Origin of the sequence: Binatus sp. (SeqCode), assembly GCF_050013435.1 — a bacterium.
In the GTDB taxonomy this organism is placed as follows: domain Bacteria; phylum Desulfobacterota; class Binatia; order Binatales; family Binataceae; genus Binatus.
In genome coordinates, this window is record NZ_JBEKFG010000048.1 from 1 (window position 1) to 26,427 (window position 26,427).

General features: G+C 61.7%; 24 protein-coding genes. 17 read left to right on the plus strand and 7 right to left on the minus strand.

Translation table 11 applies throughout. The features are described from left to right. On the plus strand, window positions 1-1,752 hold a 1,752-nt coding region (locus ABSB13_RS10755; RefSeq protein WP_428108075.1), incomplete at its 5' end, for an ATP-dependent helicase. 236 nt (window positions 1,753-1,988) lie between these two features. Here the strand turns inward: ABSB13_RS10755 and ABSB13_RS10760 are convergent. Next, entirely contained in the window at window positions 1,989-2,423 is a 435-nt protein-coding gene (locus ABSB13_RS10760) for a hypothetical protein (RefSeq protein WP_428108077.1), read from the minus strand. Window positions 2,424-3,504: 1,081 nt separating this feature from the next. Further along, on the minus strand, window positions 3,505-4,053 hold the full coding sequence (locus ABSB13_RS10765) for a DUF992 domain-containing protein (RefSeq protein WP_428108079.1): 549 nt from the start codon (window positions 4,051-4,053) through the stop codon (window positions 3,505-3,507). Window positions 4,054-4,282: 229 nt separating this feature from the next. Between ABSB13_RS10765 and ABSB13_RS10770 the strand changes: the two genes are divergently transcribed. The 4 genes from ABSB13_RS10770 to pfp all read left to right on the plus strand — a co-directional run bounded on the left by ABSB13_RS10770 (window position 4,283) and on the right by pfp (window position 7,129). After that, entirely contained in the window at window positions 4,283-4,792 is a 510-nt protein-coding gene (locus ABSB13_RS10770; protein ID WP_428108081.1) for a hypothetical protein, read from the plus strand. A gap of 228 nt (window positions 4,793-5,020) precedes the next feature. Then, a complete protein-coding gene (locus ABSB13_RS10775; protein ID WP_428108084.1) occupies window positions 5,021-5,191 on the plus strand; it encodes a hypothetical protein in 171 nt (56 codons plus the stop codon). A 204-nt stretch (window positions 5,192-5,395) separates the two neighbouring features. Then, window positions 5,396-5,668, plus strand: a complete 273-nt coding sequence (locus tag ABSB13_RS10780) for a hypothetical protein (protein WP_428108085.1) — start codon at window positions 5,396-5,398, stop codon at window positions 5,666-5,668. Window positions 5,669-5,854: 186 nt separating this feature from the next. Beyond that, window positions 5,855-7,129 carry a diphosphate--fructose-6-phosphate 1-phosphotransferase gene (pfp, locus tag ABSB13_RS10785; protein WP_428108088.1) on the plus strand — a complete coding sequence of 425 codons (1,275 nt, stop codon included), beginning with the start codon at window positions 5,855-5,857 and terminating at the stop codon, window positions 7,127-7,129. A 62-nt stretch (window positions 7,130-7,191) separates the two neighbouring features. Here pfp and ABSB13_RS10790 read toward each other — a convergent pair whose 3' ends face one another. Together ABSB13_RS10790 and ABSB13_RS10795 are read right to left on the minus strand one after the other, a co-directional pair. Beyond that, window positions 7,192-8,001: a hypothetical protein gene (locus ABSB13_RS10790; RefSeq protein WP_428108090.1), complete on the minus strand. Its 810-nt coding sequence runs from the start codon at window positions 7,999-8,001 to the stop codon at window positions 7,192-7,194. A 41-nt stretch (window positions 8,002-8,042) separates the two neighbouring features. After that, window positions 8,043-9,371 (minus strand): hypothetical protein, encoded by a 1,329-nt coding sequence (locus ABSB13_RS10795; protein ID WP_428108092.1) that lies wholly within the window; start codon window positions 9,369-9,371, stop codon window positions 8,043-8,045. A gap of 228 nt (window positions 9,372-9,599) precedes the next feature. On the opposite strand from ABSB13_RS10795, the gene ABSB13_RS10800 reads away from it, so the two are divergent. After that, window positions 9,600-9,851 carry a hypothetical protein gene (locus ABSB13_RS10800; RefSeq protein WP_428108094.1) on the plus strand — a complete coding sequence of 84 codons (252 nt, stop codon included), beginning with the start codon at window positions 9,600-9,602 and terminating at the stop codon, window positions 9,849-9,851. A 72-nt stretch (window positions 9,852-9,923) separates the two neighbouring features. Further along, window positions 9,924-10,604 (plus strand): class I SAM-dependent methyltransferase, encoded by a 681-nt coding sequence (locus tag ABSB13_RS10805; RefSeq protein ID WP_428108097.1) that lies wholly within the window; start codon window positions 9,924-9,926, stop codon window positions 10,602-10,604. Between the two features lie 16 nt (window positions 10,605-10,620). Here ABSB13_RS10805 and ABSB13_RS10810 read toward each other — a convergent pair whose 3' ends face one another. Beyond that, the gene (locus ABSB13_RS10810) at window positions 10,621-11,706 is read right to left on the minus strand and encodes a questin oxidase family protein (RefSeq protein WP_428108100.1); all 1,086 of its coding nucleotides are present in this window, start codon (window positions 11,704-11,706) and stop codon (window positions 10,621-10,623) included. A gap of 105 nt (window positions 11,707-11,811) precedes the next feature. Between ABSB13_RS10810 and ABSB13_RS10815 the strand changes: the two genes are divergently transcribed. The 7 genes from ABSB13_RS10815 to ABSB13_RS10845 all read left to right on the plus strand — a co-directional run bounded on the left by ABSB13_RS10815 (window position 11,812) and on the right by ABSB13_RS10845 (window position 18,877). Further along, a complete protein-coding gene (locus tag ABSB13_RS10815) occupies window positions 11,812-12,450 on the plus strand; it encodes a helix-turn-helix transcriptional regulator (RefSeq protein WP_428108103.1) in 639 nt (212 codons plus the stop codon). A 150-nt stretch (window positions 12,451-12,600) separates the two neighbouring features. Further along, complete coding sequence (locus ABSB13_RS10820; protein WP_428108104.1) at window positions 12,601-13,602, plus strand: LLM class flavin-dependent oxidoreductase; 1,002 nt, start codon at window positions 12,601-12,603, stop codon at window positions 13,600-13,602. Between the two features lie 175 nt (window positions 13,603-13,777). Then, on the plus strand, window positions 13,778-14,242 hold the full coding sequence (locus ABSB13_RS10825) for a DUF2141 domain-containing protein (protein WP_428108106.1): 465 nt from the start codon (window positions 13,778-13,780) through the stop codon (window positions 14,240-14,242). Next, window positions 14,239-15,222: an NAD(P)H-quinone oxidoreductase gene (locus ABSB13_RS10830; RefSeq protein ID WP_428108109.1), complete on the plus strand. Its 984-nt coding sequence runs from the start codon at window positions 14,239-14,241 to the stop codon at window positions 15,220-15,222. Before ABSB13_RS10825 ends, ABSB13_RS10830 begins: the two co-directional genes overlap by 4 nt. A 125-nt stretch (window positions 15,223-15,347) precedes the next feature. Next, complete coding sequence (locus ABSB13_RS10835) at window positions 15,348-16,274, plus strand: S66 peptidase family protein (protein ID WP_428108110.1); 927 nt, start codon at window positions 15,348-15,350, stop codon at window positions 16,272-16,274. Between the two features lie 28 nt (window positions 16,275-16,302). Continuing rightward, the gene (locus tag ABSB13_RS10840) at window positions 16,303-17,433 is read left to right on the plus strand and encodes a serine hydrolase domain-containing protein (protein WP_428108112.1); all 1,131 of its coding nucleotides are present in this window, start codon (window positions 16,303-16,305) and stop codon (window positions 17,431-17,433) included. Further along, complete coding sequence (locus ABSB13_RS10845) at window positions 17,423-18,877, plus strand: UDP-N-acetylmuramate--L-alanine ligase (protein ID WP_428108115.1); 1,455 nt, start codon at window positions 17,423-17,425, stop codon at window positions 18,875-18,877. The genes ABSB13_RS10840 and ABSB13_RS10845 overlap by 11 nt, the downstream gene beginning before the upstream one ends. Before the next feature lie 72 nt (window positions 18,878-18,949). On the opposite strand, the gene ABSB13_RS10850 is transcribed toward ABSB13_RS10845, so the two are convergent. Then, window positions 18,950-21,367 (minus strand): TonB-dependent receptor, encoded by a 2,418-nt coding sequence (locus tag ABSB13_RS10850; protein ID WP_428108117.1) that lies wholly within the window; start codon window positions 21,365-21,367, stop codon window positions 18,950-18,952. A gap of 300 nt (window positions 21,368-21,667) precedes the next feature. Here ABSB13_RS10850 and ABSB13_RS10855 point away from each other — a divergent pair, with 300 nt between their 5' ends. Next, window positions 21,668-21,907, plus strand: coding sequence for a hypothetical protein (locus ABSB13_RS10855; RefSeq protein ID WP_428108120.1), 240 nt, complete (start codon window positions 21,668-21,670; stop codon window positions 21,905-21,907). Between the two features lie 35 nt (window positions 21,908-21,942). Here ABSB13_RS10855 and ABSB13_RS10860 read toward each other — a convergent pair whose 3' ends face one another. After that, on the minus strand, window positions 21,943-22,950 hold the full coding sequence (locus ABSB13_RS10860; RefSeq protein ID WP_428108122.1) for a D-2-hydroxyacid dehydrogenase: 1,008 nt from the start codon (window positions 22,948-22,950) through the stop codon (window positions 21,943-21,945). Between the two features lie 70 nt (window positions 22,951-23,020). On the opposite strand from ABSB13_RS10860, the gene ABSB13_RS10865 reads away from it, so the two are divergent. Next, a complete protein-coding gene (locus tag ABSB13_RS10865; RefSeq protein WP_428108124.1) occupies window positions 23,021-23,872 on the plus strand; it encodes a PDZ domain-containing protein in 852 nt (283 codons plus the stop codon). A 148-nt stretch (window positions 23,873-24,020) separates the two neighbouring features. After that, window positions 24,021-26,427, plus strand: a 2,407-nt coding sequence (locus tag ABSB13_RS10870) for a DEAD/DEAH box helicase (protein WP_428108126.1), incomplete at its 3' end; no start/stop codon positions are given.

Below are 26,427 nucleotides of genomic sequence, written 5' to 3' on the forward strand. Positions count from 1 at the left end.
GGCCATCCACGGTTCCGGTCACTGCCCCCTTGTAGGGTGAACTACATGAGTGTGACTTTGGACGACCCATCGCGGGACGACCAGGCGCGGGACGACCAGGCACCGGACCGCCTCGCACCGGACCGGCAGGCACCGCTGCTCGCCGACTTGACCTCCGCGCAGTACCGGGCCGTGACCACCCCGGCAACGACGGTGTGCGTGCTGGCTGCCGCCGGGGCGGGCAAGACCCGCGTCCTGACCCGGCGGGTCGGGTACCGGGTGGCGGCCGGCACGGCCACGCCTGAGCACACCCTGGCCATCACCTTTACCCGCAAGGCGTCCGGCGAGCTGCACCAGCGCCTGGCCGGCCTGGGCCTGGCCGCCCCCGTAATGGGAGGCACGTTCCACTCCCTGGCCCGGGGCCAGCTGCGACGCTGGTGGGCGGACCGTGGCGCGCCAGAACCGGCGTTGCTGGCCGGCAAGCGCCGGTTGATAGCCGAGCTGGTCGCCGGACGGCCTGGTCTGCAGGACGCGAGCATCGCCGACCTGGCCAGCCAGGTGGAGTGGGCCAAGGCCCGTCTGGTGGCGCCGGCTTCGTTTGCCGCCGCCGCCCAGCGGGCAGGCCGGGACCTCCCAGCCGACGCCGAGGCCATCGGCGCCCTGTACGCCCGGTACGAAGACGAGAAACGCCGACGCCGGGTGGTCGACTTCGACGACCTCCTGGCGCGTTACGCCCACGCGCTCGAGACCGACGAGCGCTTCGGGGCGGCTCAGAGGTGGCGCTGGCAGCACGTCTTCGTGGACGAGCTCCAAGACGTCAACCCCCTCCAGTGCCGGTTGCTGCTCGCGCTGCTCGGTGACAACGAAGACCTGTTCGTGGTGGGCGACCCCAACCAGGCCATCTACGGTTGGAACGGCGCCGACCCGGGCTTCCTGGCCGACTTCCCGCAGCGATGGCCGCAGGCCGAGGTCGTCCACCTGGACGACAACCACCGTTCGAGCCCGCAGGTGGTGGCGGCCGCGGCCGCCGTCCTCGGTCGCCAGGCCGGTACGACCACGGTACGCTCGAGCCGGCCGGACGGCCCTCTCCCGGACCTGCGCTCCTACCCGTCAGAGGACGCCGAGGCGCAGGGCATCGCCTGCGAACTGCGACAGGCCCGCTCCCGGGGCCTGTCGTGGGAGAACATGGCCGTGCTGGCCCGGACCAACGCTCAGCTGAGCGTTGTCTCGGCCGCTCTGGGCCGCGCCGGGATCCCGTTCCGGGCCATGGCGCCGCTGGAAGAGGACGAAGCTCGGGCCGAGGAGGGGGGGCGTCCCGACCCGGCGGCGACCGAGGCTGTGACGATCAGCAGCTTCCACCGGGCCAAGGGCCTCCAGTGGCCGGCGGTGTGGGTTTGCGGGCTCGAGTCCGGCCTGGTGCCAATTGCCTACGCCACCACTCCCGCGGCCCTGGCCGAGGAACGGCGCCTTCTCTATGTGGCCCTGACCCGGGCCGAGACAGAACTTCACTGCTCGTGGGCCAGGCAGAGGCGGGCGGGCAATGGCGCCGCCCTGCGGCGGGCCCCGAGCCCTTGGTTGGCCGGCCTGGCCCCCCACTGCGCCGGCACCCAGGCCACTGACGAGGCTCTGGGCGAGGCCCGACCTAACCGGCCCGCCGGCGCCGTGCTGGACTTCCTCTCCACTTTCCCCGTTAGAGTAGTTCGGTACCATGGCCGGCTCCGTTTCTCTGCGGTTTTCCTCGTTCTTTTGATTGATCTCTTCGGAGTGCTCTGAGCTGTGGTACGTATCGTTGCCGCCGCTTGTCGAAGGTCCGTTGTAGTCGCTCTGGGCGACCGCGAGATTCGGCATCAGAACCAGACATCCGACAAGTCCGATCAAGGCAGGCAACTCGGCAAATGATTTCATAATAGCCCCTCCTCGTTGTTTACAGCTTTTCGTCCTGAGCGATTGAGATGGCGTAACCCATCAAGTGGCTCGCAGGCTGGCAACTGCCGACGTACGCCAATCAACTAAAACACCGGACCGCTTCTTGCTTTGGTACATCTGCCAATAAACCACAACTGGTCGTGACCGTACGAATATCCTGTGACTGTTCCGACGGTTCGATCGAACGTAAGCTTCACATGATTTATTTTGAAGTCCAGTACGATTTCCGAGTCGTTGTACTCCTCGGTCCCAGGCCAACCAACAAAACCGTAGCCGGCTGCTTCTAAGTGATGCCATTCCTTGAGACATTGCTTATCGGGGTCAAACACGAAGGCCATGGAGAACTGCTGGCCTGCGCGTTTTGTATTTGGTGTCCATTGCAGGTTGCAGTCAAGAACAAACACGTTGCCGGCAAGTGCCAGCCGCGGAAGGCTGAGGAGAGCCACGGAAAGAATGAATCCGATCCGCGCCAGCACCTTCACCCATAGCGCGACTTTCGCTGCCCGGCGCGCTTCCATGTTGCTTGAATTAGCTCTTGCTAAGGAGAGAGCAGGTCGCATGGTCGTGCACCTCCCAATTCGAAACACGCCTGTACCCAGTCGGACGGAATCGGACCCTGACGGCCTCGCAGGCTCGCAACCGTACGGCGCAGATGAGCGATCTGATCGCGAAGAGGCCTGCGCGTTAAAGCGAAGCTCCGCTTGGCTGACGCAACCTGTCGCTCGGTTTCCCCCACGAGGCTCCCTTAACGAAAACGACGCGTTCGCGACCGTCTGACGAGGTTTGAGCGGCGGTGCCGCGAACGCCTCGGTCCCCTACCGAAGCGTTTTAAACCTCGCTCTCGTCGATTGAGAACGCTTCTAGCCGATTGCGTGCTTGATGTCTAGACACGGAAAGCCATGCATAAACATCGAGTTTTACGGAGCCAGACTCTCGGACGTAACTAAGTGGAGCAAGATGCTACAGAAGAGGTCTGTGATGTGAAGATTTCGATTCCTCTCCGATTGTCCGTACCCAGTTGTAAGCGCCGGAGAGAAAATCCTCAGTGAAGCGGCCCGGGTAGGCCGGGCGCGCCGGAGTAAAACTCCAGCAGCAGGTAGCCTTCAGCCATGGAGGTTGAAGGCGGAGGATGAAAGGCGTGGAACTGTATGGGTAGGTGCGACGAGCGGTTTATGTTGAGGGGCTGAGCCGGCGCGAGGCACCGCGCTTTTTCTAGCGAAGTACATTCTGACCGGAGCATGACGGAAGAGCCGCGAAAGCGGCCCCCAAAGACACCGAAAAACAATCGGAAATTACGGATGCGATGAAAAGCCTTCAGAACGACACAGCTGAAGATGCCTGATATTGTTGGGCTTTCTAAAATACTTACACAGAAACTTACACACTTTCAGATTTGATGGAAATAAAGCCAATAAAATAAAGAACTTTTCGGTATAATCAAACGACTTAAAATCCTCTGGAGCGAAAGTTCCGTGCGGGTTCGAGTCCCGCCCCCGGCATGGTGACTAACTGCGATCGATTGAGAAGGCGCAAAAAAACGGAGGCGGCCATGAGCGCCGCCTCCGCTGTACATAACTCCGAGGTAAGCGAAAATGCTGGCTACGGAGTGCTCTTCGCCGGCTTCGCTTCGTTAAACTTCAACGTCAGCTCGGCGACTCCTGCCGCGACGTTCAAGCCGTTCTGTCCTTCGATCGAGACCGGCTGCAACGCGATCGAGCTGTTGAAGCCTCCGACCAGTACGTTGGCGCCCGCGCCGACTCCGACCGCTGCGCTCGCAGTCGCTCCGCCGTAATGACCTGAAAGTGCACCCTGGCCAAGGTTGGTGGTCGGGGCTAGAACTGCCCACATTATTACGCCCGACTGCAGGTACCCGATATCAGCGCCGAACTTCGTGATCGAACCGGTGTAATACTCGGTGTATCCCGGCTGCAGGGCATACGCGCAATTCAGCTTGCGCGACGAGCCGAAAATAAACCCCCATCCTGCCGAGACGTGACAAGTCAGGTATCCTGCCCGAACGGCCGCCCCTCCGCCGGATGCAGGCGCCGCTGCGGGCGCTGCGCCCTGGGCTCGTGCCGACGGTGCGCCTGTGGCCAGTGCCACCGCCAACCCCAGTGCGATTACCATTCCGCGTGCTTTCGAATTCATTTTCTCCTCCGTCTATGCTGAGGCTTTCCGTTCCGGTTGGCCGGACCCCGCAGAAAATTCCTCACGTTAATTTACCCAGTCAAACTCACAAACTTGCATATTTGCTTGTCTAAATGCAATACGGGTCGTCTGGGTTCGAGCAAGTGTACTTATCCACTTGACTCTGAACTTCTAATGCAGCACCATCCTGCGGTCTTTGTTGAAGTCAAAACCCCAGGAGAATTGATTGATGAGCCTCAAGACTATTCTCGTAAGTTTCACCGTAGCTTCGCTGGTGGTCTGCATGATCGGGCTGAGCCGTCCGGCCTCAGCGCAGAACCCGCCGACCTCACAGAAGCAGCTCGACATCGCGGCCGCCCGCGCACAGCGCAAGGCAACGGTCGGCGCCAACATGAACCTGACCGCCGATGAAGCGACCAGGTTCTGGCCGGTTTACGACGCCTACGAAGCGAAGATGGATCGCATCGAAGACCGCCACATCAGAGAGCTCAAGGAATTTGCGGCCAAGTACGACAATCTCACCGATGCCGATGCGAAGCAGAAGCTCGACGAGGTAATCGCCATCGCGCAGGCGCGGCTTGACGTGCAGAAAGAATTCATTGCGCAGTTCCGCGCCGTTGTCTCGCAAGTGAAGGTGACGCGCTTCTATCAAATTGACAACAAAATACAGGCGTTGATCCAGTGCGACATCGCGCAATTGGTGCCGCTGGCGAAATCGCCGGGCGAGGTCGCTCAATAGCCAATCAGCCTGGAACCATTGAACAGGATCTGCCCGCAAGTTGCGCGACCTATGCGCGGATCGCGCCCGCCAGAACGGATACGATTGTTCGGTTAATGATTCGTAGTCTGTTGCAGCAGCGCAACTTATGCGCCTCTGGCGTTCTGACGGTGCAATTGGCATTATTTAGCTCGTAAGCATTATAGGTGGTCAGCGCTAGATGATTTACTAAAAGGGAAGGGTACTCGAATGAATGCGATAAGGCGGTTCTATGTCCGGATTCGTGAATCGTCGAGCGGACAGACGATGACTGAATATGTGCTGATTGTTGCAGCCGTCGCCGTAGTCGTTTACGCCGGATACCAGTCTTTTGGCGCAGAGGTTAGTGCAAGCGTGATGGCGACCAACAATCTAATGTAGATTCGACCATAGTTTCGACGCGTTAGTATCCGCGCGCGCCTTTTTCCCGACCTACGGAATCGATTTGGGCATCAACCCCATTCAAACAGATTAGCGACTCTCTATCGTCGGCCGTTTCGAGCGACGCGATGCAAAGCGGACCTGCGTCGGGAACCATACTCCGGGACCGATAACCGTGGTAATCGTGGCGCCGAAACCAAGCGAGTGACTGGAAGGCGGAAATCGACTCTTGCAGCCGCGATTGTTGGCGGCGCGATCGCGCTCGCGGCCGGATGCATGACGACGCAGGAGATCGATCAGACGATCCCGCCGTACGCGTATATTTCGGACGACGCGAGTGATCCGGCCAGCGCGCCAACACCCGCGCCGTCCGCAAGTTCATCCGGCGAATCCGGCGGGGTCATGAGCGCGATTGAAACCGTAATTATGTTTCCGTTTCACCTTATTGGTGAGGCGTTCGGATCGAACTCGAAGTAAATACTTCGATCGCCCGCGCATCCGTTGGTGAACCCGCGACGTTCATTACTCCCGCGACGCCGAGCCGCCTGGTCAGGTTGCGGTAATTTTAAAACATTCTATTTCCGCTTTGAACTTTGCGTTTGCGGACGGATTGTGGTTGGTGCGAGTCTGGAGCAGGAATCAAAATGGGAATCCGATGCGACGATGAAGAGCGACGATAAGCAGCGGGAAACCCTCGCGATCCTGGTCGGCGGCGGTCCGGCTCCCGGGATCAACGGCGTGATCGCCTCGGCCACCATTGAGGCTATCAAGTGCGGACTGCGCGTCGTGGGACTGCGCGACGGTTATCGATGGCTCGTCGAAGGCGACACCGGGCACGTTGTCGAACTCAATATCGAGGAGGTCAGCAGGATCCACTTCACCGGTGGCTCGATCCTGCGCACCTCGCGCGCCAATCCGGCGCGCGACGAAGCGAGCCTGGGGCGCGTGATCGATGCGCTGACGGCGCTTGGCGTTCGCTACCTTATCTGTATCGGCGGCGACGACACCACGTACGGTGCGGCGCGAATCGCCGAGCGCACCAGAGGCAGGATCGGCATCGTGACCGTGCCAAAAACGATCGACAACGATCTGCCGCTGCCCGAGAATGCGGCGACGTTCGGCTACGAAACCGCGCGTGCCGTCGGCGCCGGGATCATCGAATCGCTGATGGAAGACGCCCGCACCACCAGCAGGTGGTACCTGACGATCTCGATGGGCCGGAAGTCGGGGTCTCTCGCGCTCGGTATGTGCAAGTCAGCTGGCGCCACGCTGGCGGTGATTCCAGAGGAATATCGCGGCGGGAAGTTTGACCTCGCACTGGTCGTCGACACTATCGTGGGCGCGATAATCAAGCGTCGCGCCAGCGGCTACGACGACGGCGTCGCGGTCATCGCCGAAGGAATCGCAGAGCGCATGGACGTTGGCGCGCTCGCCTCGGCGGCGGCCTCGCACGCCGACGCTTACGGCCACGTCCACATCGCGGACATCCCGCTGGGTATTGTTTTGCGCGATCAGGTGGGCGCGGCGCTCAAGCAACTCGGCATCGATGCTACCGTGGTCGCCAAGGACATCGGCTACGAGTTGCGCTGCGCGAAGCCGTTGCCATTCGACGTCGATTATACCCGAACGCTGGGCTACGGCGCGGTGCGCCACCTGCTAAGCGGCGGCTCCGATGTGCTGATCGCAGTCGCGGGTGGCCGCGTGACGCCGGTCAATTTCGAGCAACTGCTCGACCCGAGCACGGGCCGGATTCGCGTGCGGACCGTGGATGTCTCCACCGAGTCATACCAGGTGGCGCGCTCGTACATGATTCGGCTCGAGCTGGAGGACTTCGAGGAGCCGGCGCTGTCGAGGCTCGCCGAACATGCGAAGCTCTCAGCCGCGGCTTTCAAGGCGAGATTTTTGCCTTCGGTGCGTGCCACGACTGAGGGGATCTGAGACCTTTCGCGGGTGTGCCTGCTGAGTCGCGCCAACGCCGCCACTGCCACCTTGGGGCGGATTCAATGGTCCACACTTGAAGCCTGCTGATGGACTGGTCGCACGCTTTGGATGACGCGGTTGATTTCTGGTTGTGAGATTGGCCACTTTTTTTCTGGAAATACGAAATGAAGGTGGACCTTGTCTGCGAACAGATCGGCCTCAATTTCGGGTGGGCGGCTAGCCGGGTTTCCGTATTGGAAGCCGCGGAAATCCCTGGTTTGAATCAAAAAGATACCTGAGTGCCCCTCGTTCGCAATTATCTGGATCGATTTCATCAGCAACAGGAATATCGTGCGAGCCGCCGCTCCTCGGGGCGTGAGTAAACCGATATCGCCAGGGGTGGTCTCGAGCGCAGCTCGGATGAAGGCATAGTCGGACTGTGTAGTCTCCGCGCCAAGGAACCGGCTCCACGCTCTTTTATCAGCGCCGCCCTCTTCAAAAAACGAGTTCACAAACCCGTTTGGTGGGAGTGTGGAAAACACGATGGACTCTCCAGAATGAAAGGAAATCACTTGCCACTTTCCGACGAGTCTCGTCTTTTGCTCGTCCAAATCGTCCCAGGGTACCTCAAATTCGTATCCCAAATAGGAAAGCTTGCGGCCGGGCGCGCTGGAAATCGACAAGTCTTTCAGCGCGACGGGGGTCTTCCACGAAGAGGGGTCGTCCTTACCCGATAAATTTCGTCCTTCGATGATTACGAACCAGGCCGAGACGCCGAAAATATATAGGTAGATGAAGACGACGCCCAACACGATTCCGCACCAAGTCAGGATGCGGCGGCGTCTGGGCGTGAAGTGCGGAAGCCAGCCTCGATTGAGTCGGAGTTTCATCCGCGGTTGAGCCGAGAACCGTCTGCGCTCTCAATAAAAATTCATGGGGCTTCGATTGGAGCGTTGTCGATGCGGCTCTGCTTCCACACCTCGGGGAGGAACTCATGATAGCGGATGGCGCCGTCGCCAATCATGACGAAGACCGCCGGACCGCGCTGCTCGATCTTGCGGGCGGTGGTGGCGGGCAGGACCTTGTCGAGGATTCCCGAGTAGAGCCGATTGAAGTTATCGGCGCAGCCCGCATCGCGGAAGGTGAGCATCCAGAGCACGGTCATCGATTTTCCCTTTTGCAGCGCGACGATCCGATCGCCCGCCCACTTGGCAGCCGCCTCCACGTACGGTGTCTGCTCACCCATCGTGCGCTCGATCATGATCTTGAGCATCAACTCGCCGAGCGTGTCCTCGTCGACCTTTTTCCAATCGCGCAGAACCTTCTCGTAACCGGCGAGCATGACGGTTTTGGCGGGAGTCGGATGGTCGAAGTAAAGCTCGGGATGCATGATCTGCTGCGTCGAGAGCGGCGGCCCCGTGAAGAGGGCATTCACGCCGTCCCAGCGTTTGCGATGGTAGGCTTCGGCGACGAAACGGGCTCCCTCGGTGTACTGAAAAATGAAGGGGTAAGTCATCGCGCGCGGCTTGCCTTCCGTGCGACCCATAAATATAGGAACGATGTCCTGCAGATGGGTGTCGAAGTAGTCGATCGTCTGGTCATCGACGCGCCTGGTCACCACCGAAAATCCCGACAGGGTAGCATCGCCCTCGACGATTGCCTTGTAGGCGAGTTCGTGGTCGGTATCACCCTTGTACTTTTTTTGCGCGGCTTCGATGTCGAAGTGCTGGTCCTGAAGAGCATGGGTCAGCTCGTGTCCCAGGGTGCCAGCGGTTTCAAGCTTCTTGAGCTCCGTCACGGCATTTCGAAATCGCTCCGGCAGCGCAACCGCGATAGGCCGATTGATAACGACGATGTCCTTCTGTCGGGGATCATAGAAGCCGGCTAGCTCGAGGGCCACATCGGCGAGGTCTTTGCGCTCGATTTTCATATCGGGCGGATAAAGACCGATCAGCTTGCCCTCTCCGACGCCCGCGTCGATTTCAGCCTGGCTCGTCTCCCGCGCGAACTCGGTACTGAACCTGGATTCGGTCTCGGCGACGCTGAGATAGGACACGGGCACATTGGCAGTGAGCTTGAGCCCGCGAATCTTCTCGACGCGAGCCTTCACCACCGCGGCCTCGCTGCCGCTCAACACGCCGTCCTGCGCGGCCGCGAGCTTGCAGAAAAATGCGACGACAACGCATGCGGATGCGATTATCGCGATGAACCGTCCGAGCCGGATTCCCCCCAAGATTTTCGCCCACTCCTCTTTGGCCACATCTGCTTAGCCGGGATTCCCATTTAAGGCAAACAGGCGGTGAAGAGGATTCAGAACCCGTGCGCAGTCGCAGGCTGACAGGTTCTGCGGCCTATCCGGGGCATTGGACAACTTAGCTCGGAGAAATTGCAATTCAAGGTAACTCCAGCAATTATAGTGGTTGCATATGGTTAGGGTTGGGAGCTAAACAAAGCATCGGGGACCTAGGGGACCCAAAGGAGCACTTACTTGGAGATCGATAGAATCGTTGCAGACTTGAAGAAGGAAAGGGACCGGCTTATCAGTGCGATCACGGCTTTGGTAGGAGCGGGGGCGGCGGCTAAGGGCCGCAGAGGCCGGGTCGCGGCTGCTAAGCCGGGCGCCACGAAAACCAAGAGACGCGGCGGTATCACCAAAGAGGGCAGAAAGCGGCTGTCGGAGCTTATGAAGAAGCGGTGGGCCGAGCGCAGAAAGAAAGGACTAACGAAACTCAGTAAATAGCGGTACGGATGGATCGCCACCGGTCTCGAGGGTGCGGTTGATTCGCGACCGTCGCGTCCGCACAATCTTCAGATGGCGAAATCAGTACAGCACGCGTTTGATCTTGCGGCGGAGGACTACGACCGCACGCGGCGCCGACTGGTGCCGGGATTCGACGACTTCTATCGCGCGGCGATCGATTTGATACGGTTTCCGCACGATAGCCGGCTCAAGGTTCTCGATCTCGGCGCCGGCACGGGCCTGTTGTCGGCGTTCATCGCGTATAGTTTCCCGCAGGCGCGAATCACGATGGTTGACATCTCGAGCGAGATGCTCGAGCGGGCGCGAGCGCGCTTCGAATTGGGCGGCGAGCGCTTCCGCTTCGAGGTCTCCGACTACGGAGTTGACCCGATCCAGGAAAAATACGACGCGGTGGTTTCGGCGCTCTCGATTCATCACCTGGGCGACGACGAAAAGCGCTCGTTGTTCAATCGAATCTACGGCGCGCTCAACGACGGCGGTGTATTCGTCAACGCCGAGCAGTGTCGCGGCGCGACTCCGGAGCGGCACCGGTTTCATCACGAGCGGTGGATCACGCGGGTGCGCGAATTGGGGATGGATGATCGCGACCTCGGGCTGGCGCTCGACCGAATGAAGTTCGATCGCGCGGCGACGCTCGAAGATCAGCTCGAATGGCTGCGCGAGGCGGGGTTCCGGGATATCGATTGCGCGTACAAGAATCTGATCTTCGCGGTTTACTGCGGCCTCAAGTAACCAGGCGCGGTGTCCGTCAGTGTTCGGCGCCGCTCAGGATATGAATCGCATGGCTGGCGGCCGCGAGAAATGCCGGGTCCGGATTGAACGCATGCTCGCGCAGGCAAACCTCGGTGAATTTGATCGCGTGCTCGTCGCCGCATGCGATCGCGCGCTCGATGAGTCCAGCTTCGTCCCAAACTTTGAGCTCATCGATTTCCACGCGCCCCAGGTCTGCCCGCGTTGCGAAAGTTGCGTACATCGCGGCAGCCGTTTGCCACCCGTATGCGAGCGCGGCGTGCGCGGTTGAATCGCGCAGGTACGGCAGGAGAGGGCGGATGGCGGCCGGGCCCGTCACGGCGTGGACGAACGCGATGGTCGTATAAGCGTTGTGGGCGTTGGCAAGAAAGACGCGCGCAAAGGTAGCCGTCAGGTCGGAAATGAATGCGCATGCGTCGCCGGCGGGATCGACTGCGTCCAGCGTATCCTTGAACGGCTCGAAGGAATCGAGTTGTGCGAGCGCATCGGTAAGCGCGCCGATTTTGGCACGGCGAATCTCCGGCGGAATTATCTGCACGCCAGCGATCGCCTTTGACGGCATCGCGCGAACGGTACTGTCCCGATGCGGGCCGGCGGGAAGCGGCATGTAATCGGCGGCCCAATAGGCGAGTCCGTCGGCCAGTTCGCGCCGGCGCGAGGGAGTATCTTCGAGAGCGAGCGCCCGAGTTGCGTGGCCGGTGCGAATCACGCCGTGCGTCGCAGCCGCCATCAGACCCGGTGCGAGCCGCGCGGTCCACTTGTCGAGCACGGCTGGCCAAGGTCGCTCCGCGATTTCATTGCGGAAGAACTCGAACCAATCCTCGGTGCGGCGAAGGTCGCCGAGCGCGGCGCGCCAATTGTCGTCCGTCAGCCGTGCGACCCGTGCGCGACGCGGTGCGAGCCGGCGCCGGTAGCGTTCGAACCACGGCATCACGGCGTCGCGGCGGCCCATCGCACACATCGCTTCGATCGCCATCGGGGCGTGATTGGAGAGGCCATTGCTCAAGTCGGGGCCCATCGGCGCCATGATTTCGAGCGTTTCATCGAGGGCAGAATAATCAGCCGGATTCATTTTCGCCTTCATCGATGCGGCCTCCTCGCGGCTCTGATAGTTAGTAAAGTACTCGCTTTATATACTAAGTCAAGCACTTGCTTGACTAATATTCCATGGCGGGTACCATCTCATTGCATGAAGCACGACGCGCGCGCCGGTGAGGGCGTTCTGTACCAGCTCAAGACGCACGGGCCGCAAACCGCGGCGCAGGCCGCGCGCCGCCTGGGCGTGACGGCGATGGCCGTGCGGCAGCATCTGTATCGCCTGAGGCTGTCAGGCCTTGTCGAGTTCACCGACGAACGGCGCAAGCTGGGGCGGCCGGCCCGCGTATGGAAACTGACGAGCGCCGCGGCCGGGCGCTTTCCTGACAGCCATGGCGACCTCACGGTTGAAATCATCGCCGCGGTGCGCGCTACGTTTGGTGAGGCGGGAATGGACAAGCTGGTGCGCGAGAGGACGCGCCGCCAGCTGGAAGAATATCGCGCGCGGCTTCGCCCGGCGGGAACTTCGATTGCAAAGCGCGCGTTGTTGTTGGCGAAGGTTCGGCGCGAGCAGGGCTACATGGCCGAATGTGCGAGGATGCCCGACGGCTCGATGCTTTTGGCGGAAAATCATTGTCCGATCTGCGCGGCAGCGTCGGCCTGCCAGGGATTATGCCGCGAAGAGCTCGCGCTGTTCCGCGCGGTGCTCGGTGACAAGGCGCGGGTCGAGCGCACCGATCACATCCTGGCGGGCGCGCGGCGCTGCGCGTATCGGATCACGACGCCGGGCTAGCGATCCGGGGCGTCTCGCGCGGCGACTGCAGCTTCGAATTCCATTCGACTCCATGAACGAACGGTTTGAAAGAAAGTCGAAGTCTCGGCTAGGTTGGTCGGGTACAAAAGGATTCGCGATCTCGGGTAGTTGTAGTCAAGAGGAAATTTCATGGCGCGCAAGCTATCAATCGGAATCAATTGGCAGGGCAAGCTCGACTTCAAGGCGGCGATCGAACGGGCGAAAATCGCGGACGCCGCGGGAATCCATTCGATCTGGGTGGCCGAAGCGTGGGGCCGCGACGCCTTCACGCTGCTGACGCTGCTCGCGGAGCACACCAGCAAGGTCCAGCTTGCGACTTCGATCGTGAATATCTACTCGCGCACGCCGGCCGCGCTCGCGCAGCATTTCGGCACGCTGGACGAGTTGAGCAACGGCCGCATGATCATCGGGCTGGGCACCAGCGGTCCGCAGGTGATCGAACATTTCCACGGTATCCCGTTCAATCCGCCGCTGACCCGGATGAAGGAGTACGTGGAAATCATCAACATGATAATGGCGCAGACGCCGCTCAACTACGACGGCAAGTTGTTCAAGCTGCAGCGCGGTTTCACGATGCGCTTCGAGACCCCGCGCAAGCATATTCCGATCTGGATCGCCTCGCTCAACAAAAAGAGCGTCGAGTTCACGGCGAAGAAAGCCGACGGATGGCTGCCGGTGATGATCCCGATTAACTCGCTCAAGAAAGCGATCGCGGATTTTCGCGCGATTGCGACGGCCGCCGGCCGCGAGCCGCGCGCGGTCGCGGTCAAAGCGCCCGGACATGTGACGGTAACGGCGAACGTCGATCGCGCGGTGGCAGGACATGCCGCCAACGTTGCGTTCTACGCCGCGCGCATGGGCACCTTCTATTCCGAGCAGCTCACGCGCTTTGGCTTCGGCGACGACGTGCAGAAGGTCAAGCAGGCGTGGGACGGGGGCGGCTCGAAGGCGGGCACCGCGGCGCTATCGCCCAAGCTGCTGGGCGAGTTGGGTTATATCGGCGGAGTCGAAGGGGCGATCGAGCGGCTCAAGGCGCAGGAGGAAGCCGGCGTCGACCTGCATCCGGTGGAGATCGACGCGGGCGGCAAGCCGGGCGAGTTCGAGAAGACCGTCGCGCGGTTGCTCGGATGATCGTGCAGGCGGGATTTGCCGATTCCCCGGCACAGGCGCTATATCGAGGCTCGATGCCGCGTCGCAATCAAGCGGCGTGCCGATCGCGCACCAGACTCGGCGTTTGGTAATTCGTGGGAATCGAACGCGCGAGAGGGTCCTCGTGGACCCTCTTCGTTTTTGGAGGGGCAATTCAATGAGAATCAGAATCCGGCTGGCCGCATTCGCACTGCTGCTCGCAGCGGCCGCGCTGCCCGCCCCGGCGCGCGCCGGCGACGCGGCGAAAGCGGATGGCATCAAGGTCGAAGTGACCGGCTTTCGAAACGACAAGGGGCAACTGGGATGCTCGCTGTGGCCGGGGCCCGAGGGATTTCCGCGCGACGACTCTCACATACTACGTCACATCTGGGCAAAGATTGCGGGCAAGCGCGGCGAGTGCGACTTCGCCGGAGTCCCGGCCGGCGACTACGCCGTCACGCTTTTTCACGATGAGAACGGCAACGGCAAGTTCGATTCGAATTTCATCGGCTACCCGCTCGAGGGCTACGGATTTTCAAACAACGCCAAGGCCCAGTTCAAAGCGCCGTCATTCGACGAGACGAAATTTCACTTTGACGGCACCGGCACGAAGCAGATTTCGGTGCAAGTGATTTATCGATGATGAAGGCAGTAATCGTTGAAAAACCCGGCGATGAAAATGCGCTCAAAATCGGCGAAGTTGCCGAGCCTGCGATCAAGCCCGACGAAATACTGATTCGGGTCCGAGCCGCCGGGGTGAATCGCGCGGACATCCTTCAGCGCCAGGGATTCTATCCGCCTCCGGCGGGCGCGTCGGAAATCCTCGGCCTGGAATGCGCCGGCGAGGTTGCCGCCGTCGGCGCCGCCGCGATCGGATGGAAGGCCGGCGATCGCGCGATGGCATTGCTGCCGGGCGGTGGTTACGCGCAGCAAGCCGCGGTGCATTACGGATCCGCGATGAAGATTCCCGCGGCGCTGAGTTTCGAGGAAGCTGCCGGGATCCCCGAGGTCTTTCTGACCGCGTTCCTGAATTTTTTTATGCTCGCCGGGATCAAGCGCGGCGAGACCGCTTTGATTCACGGTGGCGGCAGCGGCGTCGGCACCGCATCGATTCTATTGCTCAAGGAAGCGGGCGTGCGCGTGATCGTGACCGCGGGCGCGGATGAGAAATGCGCGCAATGCCGAAAGCTGGGCGCCGACGTCGCGATCAATTACAAGCGCGGGCCGTTCGCGCCGGCGGTGAAGGCCGCGACCGACGGGCGCGGCGTGGACGTGATCCTGGACAGCATCGGCGGCGCCTACCTGCCCGGAAATATCGAGTCGCTGGCCAACGGCGGGCGGCTGGTCCTGATCGGCTTGATGAACGGGACGCGCGCCGAGCTCGATCTGGCCGCCGTTTTGCGGCGTCATCTGAAAATTTTCGGCTCGACTCTGCGCACCCGCCCAGCCGCCGAGAAAGCTCAGATCGTCGCGGCGTTCCTCGGGCAATTCGGCGCGGCGCTCGAGGCGGGTCGGTTGCGTCCGCCAATTTACAAGGCGATCCCGGCGGCGGACGCCCCGACGGCGCATCGCATGATGCAAGCGAGCGAGCACTTCGGGAAAATCATTCTCAAGTTCGACTGATCCCGGCGCTCGCGATTCAGCGCGGTCGGTTTCCCGACTTGCGCGCGCGCCGCGGGAAGTGGCGCAATTGCCGAAACTGATGGGTGTTCGCGGGCGCCTTCTGGTAGGATTCGGGGCGAGATAGCGTGAACCGCAAACCGATCAAACCCAACGCGCTCAAACCGGGCGATACAGTTGCGGTCGTCGCGCCTGCCGCGGCGATCGAACGGGAGCATCTCGAGCGCGGCGTCAACGTGCTCGCCTCGATGGGCTATCGGGTCAAAGTTTCGCAGCGCGTGCTGGCGCGCTCGGGGATACTGGCCGGCGACGATCGCGAGCGGGCGAGCGAGCTTCAAGAATACTTTGCCGACCCCGAGGTCAAGGCGATCTTTTCCGCGCGCGGCGGTTACGGATGCGGGCGGCTGCTGCCGCTGCTCGACTTCAAGGCGATGGCCCGCACGCCCAAAATCTTCGTCGGCTTCTCGGACGCGACCTTTATCTTAAATGCGCTGGTCGATTTCGCCGGCATGGTATCGTTTCACGGGCCGATGGTCGCGATGGATTTTGCGCGAGGCCTGAGCCCGCGCGCCTTCGAGCACATGCAAGACCTGCTCGGCGGCAAGCTGGACGGCTTCGAGCTGGAGGCGCGCGAGGCGATGCATCCCGGTCAAGCAAGTGGCGAGGTCATCGGCGGTTGCCTGTCGGTGCTGGTCGCGACGATCGGCACACCGTATGAGCCGCGCTTCGACGGCCGAATCCTGTTCCTCGAAGACACGGGTGAGAAAGCCTATCGAATCGACAGGATGCTTGTGCAGTTGCGCCAGACCGGCGCGCTCGGCCGAGTGGCGGGAATTGTTTTCGGCGCGATTCGCGCGATCGACGGAAACGAGCAGGAGACGCGGCTGATCGCGCGCTTCGCCGCCGAGCAGACCGCCGGGCTGGGATGCCCGGTGCTGTACGGCGTCGAGGCCGGGCATGGCACCGAGAATTTTACGATTCCGTTCGGCGTGGCGGCGCGAATCGATTCGGCCGCGCGCCGCATCATCTTCACCGAGCCGGCCGTGACGCGGTAACGGGCCAGATTTTCAGGAGGATTAAGCGTTGGGATGGAGCGAGGTCGAGCAGGCGTTCAACGACGCGGTCGAGGAGCGGGTGATTCCCGGCGCGACGGTCGTCGTGCGGCGCGGCGCGGAGATCGCGTTCGAGGGCGCATTCGGATTCAGATCGATCGAGCCGAGCCGTTCGCCGGCCAAAATCGAGACCGTCTATGACCTGTCGTCGCTGACCAAGGCGCTGGCGACGACGGTCGCGGTGATGATGCTGGCGCGCGACGGCAAGTTTCGCCTCGACGATCGAGTGACGCGTTTTTTTCCGAATTTTGGCGTGCACGGCAAGACCACCGTCACGTTTCGGCATCTGCTGGCGCATTGCTCGGGCCTGGCGGCGTGGCGGCCGTTCTACCAGCGGATCGCGGAGATCGAAAAAAGCGGGCGGGTCAACTTCATGGCGAGCCACGGCGCCAAGGAGTTCGCTTACGAGGAGATTCATCGCGAAAAACCCGAGGCCGCGCCCGCGAGCAAAACTATCTACTCGGACCTCGGATTCATCCTGCTGGGCGAGACGATCGAAAAGGTGGCCGGCGCCGCGCTCAACCGATTCTGCCGCGAGAAAATCTTCCGCCCGCTGGGTCTGCGCGCCACTGATTATATAGACATCTCACTGGTCCGCTCGCGGCGGCTGGAGCCGGTCGCCGACATGTTCGCGCCGACCGAAATCTGTCCTTCGCGCAAGCGGCTGCTGGTCGGCGAAGTTGACGACGAGAACGCGTTCTCGATGGGCGGAGTGGCGGGTCACGCCGGACTGTTCGCGCCGGTGCGCGAGGTCGATCGCCTCGCGCGCGAGCTGATCGCGTGTTACGCCGGACGTTCGGATTTCGTGCCGCAAAAAACAATCCGCGAGTTCTGGACGCGCGACACGACCGTGCCAGGCTCGACGTGGGCGCTCGGATGGGACACGCCGTCGGCGGAGCATTCCAGCTCGGGCCATCGCTTCTCGCCGGCGGCAGTGGGCCATCTTGGCTTCACCGGCACTTCGATCTGGATCGAGCCGGAAAGCGAAGTTGCGATCTCGATGCTGACCAACCGGGTTCATCCGCGGCGCGACAATCAGAAGATTCGCGAGTTCCGTCCCAAGATTCACGATTTGATCATGGATGCGCTTGATGGTGGCTGAATCCGGCAGCGCTGCGCGGCTCGCGCGCATTCCAGTGCCGGCCCGGCGAGTGCATTTGATCGGAGTCGGGGGCACCGCGATGGCCGCGCTGGCCGGGATGCTGGTGGAGCGCGGCTTGTCGGTCACGGGCTCCGACAAGCAGCTCTACGAGCCGACGGCGTCGCTGCTGAAAAATTCGCGGGTCGGATTGATGACGGGATTTTCGCCCGCGAACCTGTCGCCCGCGCCCGACCTGGTGGTGGTGGGCAACGCGATCGTGGCGAGCAATCCCGAAGCCGTGGCGCTGCTGGACTGCGCGATCCCGTATCTCTCGATGCCTGAAGCGCTGTGGCATTTTTTCCTGAAGGGCCGGCGCGTGCTGATGGTCGCGGGAACCCATGGCAAGACCACCTCGACCGCGATGATGGCGCACGTGCTCGAAGCGGCGGGGCGCGATCCCTCGATGCTGGTCGGAGGAGTGGCGAGCGATTTCGGATCGAACTACCGGCTTGGCCGGGGCGCCGATTTCGTGATCGAAGGCGACGAGTACGACACCGCGTTTTTCGACAAGGGACCGAAGTTTCTGCATTACCGGGCCAGTGGTGCGATTATTACGGCGGTCGAATTCGATCACGCCGATATCTATCGCGATCTCGAGCATGTGAAATCGAGTTTCCGCGCACTCGTCGAGCAGATGGATTCGTCGCGGGTGCTCGCGGTATGCGCCGACTTTCCTCACGCGCTCGAGGTCAGTGCGGCGGCGCGCGCGCGGCGGCTCACGTACGGGCTGCGCGAGGGCGAATACCGCGCGACGGACATTACGGTGGGCGCCGACGGCGCGAGATTTTCGGTGACGCGCGGCGCCGTGCGAATCCAGGATTCAATCCATCTTCCGATCGGCGGCCGAATGAACGTCGCCAACGCGCTGGGCGTTTACGTGCTGCTGAGCGCGTTGGGAGTCTCCGGCGACGAGATTGGCGGCGGGTTGCGCACCTTCAAGGGCGTGGTGCGCCGGCAGCAGGTGATCGGAGAGGCGGCGGGAGTGACGGTGGTCGATGACTTTGCGCATCATCCGACCGCGATCGGCGTCACGCTCGAGGCGATTGCGGAACGGTTCCCGGGCCGGCGGATACTTGCGGCGTTCGAGCCGCGCTCGAATACGGCGCGGCGCAACGTTTTTCAACAGGCGTTCGCGGCCGCATTCGATCGAGCATCGCGCGTCTATCTGGGTCCAGTCTATTTCAAGGAAAACGATCCGATCGCGCCGGGCGAGCGGCTGGAAACAGGCGCGCTCGCGAGTGCCATCAGTGCGCGTGGGCCTCATGCGATTGCATGCGCGTCGAACGATCAGATCCTCGAGCGGATGCTCTCCGACGCGCGCGCGGGCGACGTGGCGCTGTTCATGTCGAACGGGCCGTTCGATGGATTGAAGGAACGATTCCTGGCGGGGCTGAAGGCACGGTAGCAGGGGCTGGCTTCTGCCCCTGCGCGAAGTCGAAGGACCCGGTTAGAAGGCGGTGCGAGTCGCGCGGCTTCTTTAGAGCGGCGGCAGGGGAATTGTCAGCGCATCGTAAACCGTGATTGCGGGTCCGTAGGCGGACTGGAAAACTCCTATACCGGTTGAAGGACGAATCAGATTGATGCGATCGAACACGTTGAGCAGGACAATCCGGTTCTCAATGTGACCGAGCCCCGGCACGTCGAGAGTTTTAGCGGCGCTCATGTTGAACTGCCACACTTTCGGTAGCTGGGTCCGGTTGGCGAAGCCGCCACGCAAACCGCTGCTGAATAGCCCGTCGAAAGTAAATTGATAAGTCTTCCACCTGTAAGCGGCGCCGGCTGACGCGCCCACCAGCGGAGTATGATCGAGTACTATGTAGTGCCGATCAATATATTGAAGCTGCGCCAGCGGAGGAAAGTTGTACTGTCCGGTGGCGACGCCGCGGACCTCTTCCCGGGCCACAAATTGCGACACTCGCAGAGCGAGATTGGGAAGATTGTAGGTGAGCGAGTTCTCGAGTCCGGCGCCGTAGCCTCTTACGTAGTTGAAGGGCGCATCCACAGGGACGAAACCAAACTGGCCTTCGTCGATATAGTGGCGATCGATCCGGAAATAGCTGTCTTGCGACAGCACCAGCTGCGGGTTGAGCTGATGCGTGTACCCAACATCCCATGTGTAGTCCGTTTCGGCGTCGAGTTTGGTGCTTAAGGGTATACCGGGACCGACACCGCCGGTGGTGTTCTTCAAGGCGGTGATGCCGGGAGAAATGCCCTGGAAGTTCGGAACCTGGAAGTTGCGCGCAAACCCGGCATGGATCGTGGTGTCGCGGCGCGGCTTGTACACGAAATTTATGGTCGGACTGAACTGGCTATCGTTGACAAGGCCGCTAACTCGATCCCATCGTGAGCCAAAATTCACACTTAGCTTCTCACTAAGCTGCCAGGTGTCCTGAGCATATACACCGTAAATCAGGTTAATCTTGTTGAGGTCGGCGGTAATCGAGATAGGGACAGTTAATGTCGTACCACCCTTTATGGGAAAGACCTGCGAAGTATTGTCCGCTTCGACTCCGTACTCGCCAAAATAAAATCCCCCACGCAACGTGTGGTCGTTGCCCAGACGGTAAGTAAGATTGCCTTGCGCTGCGTTTGAGAAGTCGCTGTCGAACACCTTTGGGGCTATGCCCTGGTAAATGAGATCGCTTATCGGATCGGGATAAAAGTCTTCCCGGTTGTAGTGCATCGTGTAAGCGACCTGGTAGTCAGCATTCGTTCCGAGCGCACCGTTCAAAGCTAGAACTCCATAGTAGTCCTGTTGATCCATCGTCGAATTGATATCAGCGGATGGAAAGTCAGCAGGATTGACGCCGCTTAACGTGAACTCTGGCGTCTCACCGGGCACATTGGGGAACTGATTGTTGGCAACGGTCATTCCGGTGATCAGACTCAGTTGCGTGGTCGGACTTACTGAGTAGGTCAGGTAGGCGAATCCCTGACCCTGATCGGTGCCATCGTGAATCGGCTCAGGACCGGGAGTCGCAGAACTAAGGCCCAGGTTCGAGTGCAGGTAAACGCCGGTGAGATAGTAACTGAAGTCTCCGTGACAGCCACCCAGCTCGAAACTTGGCTGCGCCGTATCCCGCTGGCCGCCGTAAATGGTGAACTCGTTGTGCGCATCATCGCATCCGTTTTTGGTGCTGATTTCAATTACGCCCGACGTGCGATAGCCATACTCGGCCGGCAGCACGCCATCCATAAGGCTCACCCTCTTGACGAAATATGAATTGAGGAGCTGCGTAAAGGTCGGGTCGTTGTTGATGTCGAGCGGCAACAGGATCCCGTTCATCTGATACTGGATGCCCGCGTGCTCGCCGCGAATATGAATCTCCTGGTTCTGGTCGAGTGCCACCCCCGGCATCTGCAGCATCACCTGGTTGAGGGGAGTAGCCTCGCCCTGAGGCAGGTTCGCGACATCCTGGGCAGTGAAGGTATATTTACTGGCGCCGGTTGCGGTCAATCCATTTTGTGCGTGTACGCGGCTCGCGCTCACCGGTAGGGTCAATGCCTGTTCGGATTCCAGCACGAGGTCGAGGGGAGTTTTGCTGCTGGTGGGCAAGACCAGCGCTGCTCTGGCAGCCTTGAAGCCGGATTTCTGAACGACCAGGTCGTAGGTCCCGGGTCCCGGTGCAGGCAACTTGAATTGTCCGTGCTCGCCTCTGGTGGTCCGAGCGACTGTGCGACCGTCTGCCGCTCGCAATATTACCACAGCATTCGTCACGGGCCGGCCCAAGGCATCCTTTACCGTTCCCGCCGGAGAGTCGGACGTCAGTCGCTGCTTGGCGGCGGCTGAGCTGCTGACGGTCAGCAATATGATCAGAGGCGCTAGCGCCAGAGCAGCGCAGATCTGCGCATAGCATCGCGGCGCCCTCGACATACGCGAAGGTGAAATAGCCATGAGAAAACCCGCTCTCCAATCGGCACTCGCTGACGAATGCCTGCACGGTTCCTGCCTCTGAGCGCAGTCGGCTGGAAGCAACTTTCGTTACGCACAACGACAGTGCTGCTCCGGCTCAAGGCAGGCGGAAATCTCGAAAGGAACGATTTTGGAAGAAAGCTAGATGAGAGCGGGCGGCGGACGGGCCGCCAGCGGCAAGCGGTTCAGGTCATGATTGGCGACTACAACGACGATCTGTGACGAATCGTTTCCGACATCACGGATTGGCGCGATTGCGACGCGCTCGAAAGGACGATCGAAGTGCCAGTGCTCAAGCCGATGAGGATCGCTTACGACGATCGCGGCTTCATTGCCATGTACGTCGTAAGCGTGATCGCCGTGGCCGTGCGAATGGTTATTTTCGTCGTGGTGTTCGTGATCGTGATGGTGCGATTTATCTGCGGCATCGTGGTGATGGACGTGCGGATAGTTTCCTCCGCTGTGCCGATGATGAATCAAGCTCACGACGCCAGACGTCTGCGATTCCAACTCACCAACTAGACCAAACAGTCTCCTGTGGCAAGGTTTTGAACGGCCTAATAGCCGAGGTTGGGGTCGACCACGTTCAGCAGCGGGCGATTCGTGGCGAACCTTTTCAGATTCTCCGCGAACAGTTGGCATGCCTTGTCCATGTAACCGCGATTGGCGCCGGAAACGTGCGGCGTCAGGATGACATTTTCCAAATCCCAAAGCGGGCTTTCGGATTCGAGCGGTTCATGCTCGAACACGTCGAGGCCGGCGCCGCCAATCTTTCCCGCGGTCAACGCCGCGGCCATCGCGCGCTCGTCGATCACTTCGCCGCGCCCGATATTCACCAGGTACGCGCCGGGCTTCATCGCGGCGAATTCCCGCTCGCCGATGAACTTGCGCGTGTGCTCGGTGAGCGGGAGAGTGACGGACACGTAATCGCTGTCGCGGAGGATCGCTTCGCGTTCGCCGGGACCGAAGAAGCGGGCGGGAAGCTTGCCTTCGGGATCGCCGAGCCCGGCAGGACACCATCCGGGATCGGCGCGCTCGGCCGGGTTGCGCTTGAGCGCAAGCACGGTCATCCCAAATGCGGCCGCGAGCCGCGCCGTTTCCCTGCCAATCGAACCGTAGCCGATGATACCAAGAGTCCGCCCGCGGATTTCGTCCACGCTCGCCATGAAAGCGCCCGAGCGCATCCACTCGCGGCGAATCTGCGCCCGAATCGCGAGATGAATCCGATGCGTATACGCGAGCATCGAGGCTATCGTGTATTCCCCGATCGGCGTCGCATGAATTCCGCTCGCGGTGGTGACTGGAATCGCGATCCCCTTGAGCGGTCCGCCTAGCGCGTGGTCCGCGCCCGCGCTGAGCAGTTGAATCCATTTGAGGCCGGGCGCCCGATTCGCGATGTCATTAGGCACGCGAAAGGCGAGCAGCACGTCGCATCCGCCACTGACGAAGTCGCCGGCTTCCTCGACGGTTCGGCACTGGCGATCGGCCAATTCGGCTCCCGGCACCGCGCTGGTAATTGCGGCGCGATGCGCGGGTTGCAGCGCAACCGTGGATATTATTTTCATGAACCCACCGAAACTTTCGCATGGGTTCGCGCGTCCTTCAAGCAGAAATCGTGCAGGTTGAGCAGGTCGCGTGGCGGGCTTATATTTGCAGGGTTCCTGCATCACCGGGTCGATCGCCGAGCGCGATGAAATGAAGCTGAAAAAGATGCTCACGCTGGGCGTGGCGGCGGCCGCGCTGTTCACGCTGTGTCATCTTGCGGTCGCGCAGGCGCAGGACTCGCAAACTGGCTCCCAGGGCGGCGGGAATTCCGCCAATCCCGCAACTGCGGGGCAGGGCGGCAGCGACGCGACGCTCGAGATAGCTCCGCAGCCCGGCTTGGCGGCGCCGAAACCCGGCGTTCAGGAGATCCCCGGCGGCCGGAATTTTAATCCGGGCGAGAGCAGCACGTCGATCGAACCCAACTTCCGCCCCAAAACAGAGAACGGCACCGGCGATAACAACGGCAACGGCGATAGCAACCGCCCCCGTCCGCGGCCCTACCTCGGCATCACCGTGCAGTACACGACGGAGTGCTACCTCGGAATGGAGGAGCATGGGCTCGAGGTGCTGACCGTCGATCCCAACAGTCCGGCCGCGCAAGCTGGTCTGCAGGCGCGCTCCGGAATGAGCGCGGTCGGCGCGGCGGTTTCCACGCTGACGGGAATACTGCCCGGCGGCTCAATCCTGGCGAATAAGGCGCTGAGCAGTTCGGGAGCGATGGGCCATGGGGGAGATTTGATTGTCGCGGTTGACGATCGGCGGGTGCGCGATCAGAGCGATCTGGAAAACGCGATGGCGCGGCTCAAGCCGGGAGACACGATGTACCTGACGATAATCAGGCCGGAAGGTAATTCGCACAAGACAATCAAAATCGCGGTGCGAGTCGGCGCGGTGGGCGAGCCAATCGCGAATGCGGCGCCGACGGTTGGCAACGTGCGCTAGCCTCCCGAGTTCATTTCACAATTGTTCGTCCGGTAGGGCCGACGCGTTCGCGCGCGATTTTCTGCTATCATTTTTGTGACGCCAGCGGCATGTGCGCTCCTCGCGCGCATCGCCGCAGGGCGAATTTGCGTATTGGGATCGGAAAAACTTGCAACGCAGCCTCAAAGAAGCGGCCGGCGAACTCGAAGCGCGGCTCGCGGCAAATACCGAACGTCGATTCCCCGTGATGGGACTGCGCGGCGCGGCCGGCGCGCTGATGATTCGCGAGATGGGAACCCGGCTGCGGCGTCCAATCGTCGCGGTCACGTCAACGCCGCCGGAAGCCGAGGCACTGGCGGGGGAGGTTGCGTTTTTTCTCGGTGAGGCGCCGGACGCGGACGCCGCCACCCGCCGGGTGCATCTGATCCGCTCATGGGAAGTGAAACCGATGGCGCAGTTGTCGCCACCGACCGACGCGCAGGCGTCGCAACTGGCGGCGCTGTTCGCGATGCTTCGGCATGAGTCGCCGCTGGTCGTCACGTCGGCCGAAGCGCTGATGACGCGCACGATTCCGCGCACGGTCTTCAATGAATCGATCGTTAAAGTGGCGATTGGCGATTCTCTGGATCTCGAGGCTCTGGTCGAGGCGCTCGTGGGGTGCGGCTATCAGCGCGTGCCGCAGAGCGAAGAGGCGGGAGACTTCAGCGTGCGCGGCGGAATCGTCGATGCGTTCTCGCCGTTGTACCGCGACCCGATTCGCATCGAGCTCGAAGACGACCTGATCACCTCGATTCGGCATTTTGACGCGGGCACCCAGCGCTCAGGCGGCGAACTGCTCGAGGCGACGATAACCCGCACTCGCTACGTGCCGCCGACTTCCTTGAAGGACCCGAAGCTGCGCGAGCAGGTCACGTTGCGGGCCGCGGAAATCGGCATGGTGCGCAAGGAGGCCGCGGAACTGGCCGAGGCGCTCGAGAACGGGCTGCTGTTTCCGGGCGCGGAACTGCTGATGCCGTACGCGTACGGGCGCGCGCTCGACAGCGTGTTCGATTACATGCCGGCGGGCGCGTTGCTATGGCTGGTCGATCCGGGGCGCGTTCTCGCCGAGGCACATCGCTTTGCCGATACCGTATCCGTCGAGACGGCAGCGGCGGCGCGCAAGCCCGCGTTTCATCCCGCGCCGGATTCGCTGTTCATCGGGGCGGACGGGTTCGAACGCGCGCTCGGAAAGTTCACCGCCGTCGAGGTCGGCTCGCTGGTGACGATGGCCGCGCCGCGCGAGGGATGGGCGGTGCCGGTTGAGGTCAGATCGCAGGCCAGTTTGCGGCTGGGATCGAACCAACTGAGCGGATTGCGGACGCCGCCGAGCTTCGAGCCGCTGGCGACAGAACTGCGCGAAGTCCAGCGCGGGCAGGGACGTTCGCTGATGATCGTTGACGGCCCCCATCAGGTGGCGCGCCTGCGCCGTCATCTGGAGGCGTGGGACCTCGAAGTCAACGTCGAATGCAAAAGTCTGTCGGCGCTGCTGGAATGGCCGGACTACCGCCCCGCGATCATGGAAGGGGAGATTTCCGCCGGCGTCGTTTTGCAGGCCGACGGTCTTTACATTTACAGCGAAGAGGAAATTTTCGGCGAACCGCGAGCGCATCGGCGCAGGCGTCCGAGCGCCAAGGGCGCGCTGCTCAATCTTGAAGAGCTGAAGCCCGACGATTTCGTCGTGCATATCGATCACGGCATCGCGAAGTACCGCGGCCTGCGGCACATGAAGGTCGCCGACGTCGAGGGCGACTTTTTGAATCTCGAATACTCGGGCAACGACACAATGTACGTGCCGGTCGAGCGGATAAATCTCGTTCAACGATACATCGGCGGTGACGACGCGGAACCCAAGCTCGACAAGCTGGGCAGCGGCTCGTGGGAGAAGGTAAAGCGGCGCACCAGGCAGGCGGTGCTCGCGATGGCGGCCGAGCTGCTTGACGTGTACGCGGCGCGGGAAGTGATGGAGGGGCACGCGTATCCGCCACCGGGCGCGGACTACGAGGAGTTCGCGGCGCGCTTCGAGTTCGAGGAGACGCCCGACCAGCAGGCGGCGATCGACGACGTCATCCGCGACATGACGCGCGCCAAGCCGATGGACCGGCTGATCTGCGGCGACGCCGGCTTCGGCAAAACTGAAGTCGCGCTGCGCGCCGCGTTCATCGCCGTGATGGACGGCCGGCAAGTCGCCGTGCTGGTGCCGACCACGATCCTCGCCGAGCAGCACTGGAATACCTTTCGCGAGCGCTTCAAGGATTATCCGGTTCGGGTCGAGATGGTCTCGCGGTTCCGCAGCCACAAGGAAAATCGGGCCGTGATCGACGAGGCCGGCCGCGGCCAAGTCGACATCATCATCGGGACCCATCGGCTGCTCTCGAGCGACGTTCAGTTCCCGCGCCTGGGCTTGCTGGTGATCGACGAGGAGCACCGATTCGGCGTGGTGGACAAGGAGCGAATCAAGAAGCTCAAGAAGTTGGTGCCGGTGTTGACGATGACCGCGACGCCGATTCCGCGCACGCTGCACATGGCGATGCTCGGCA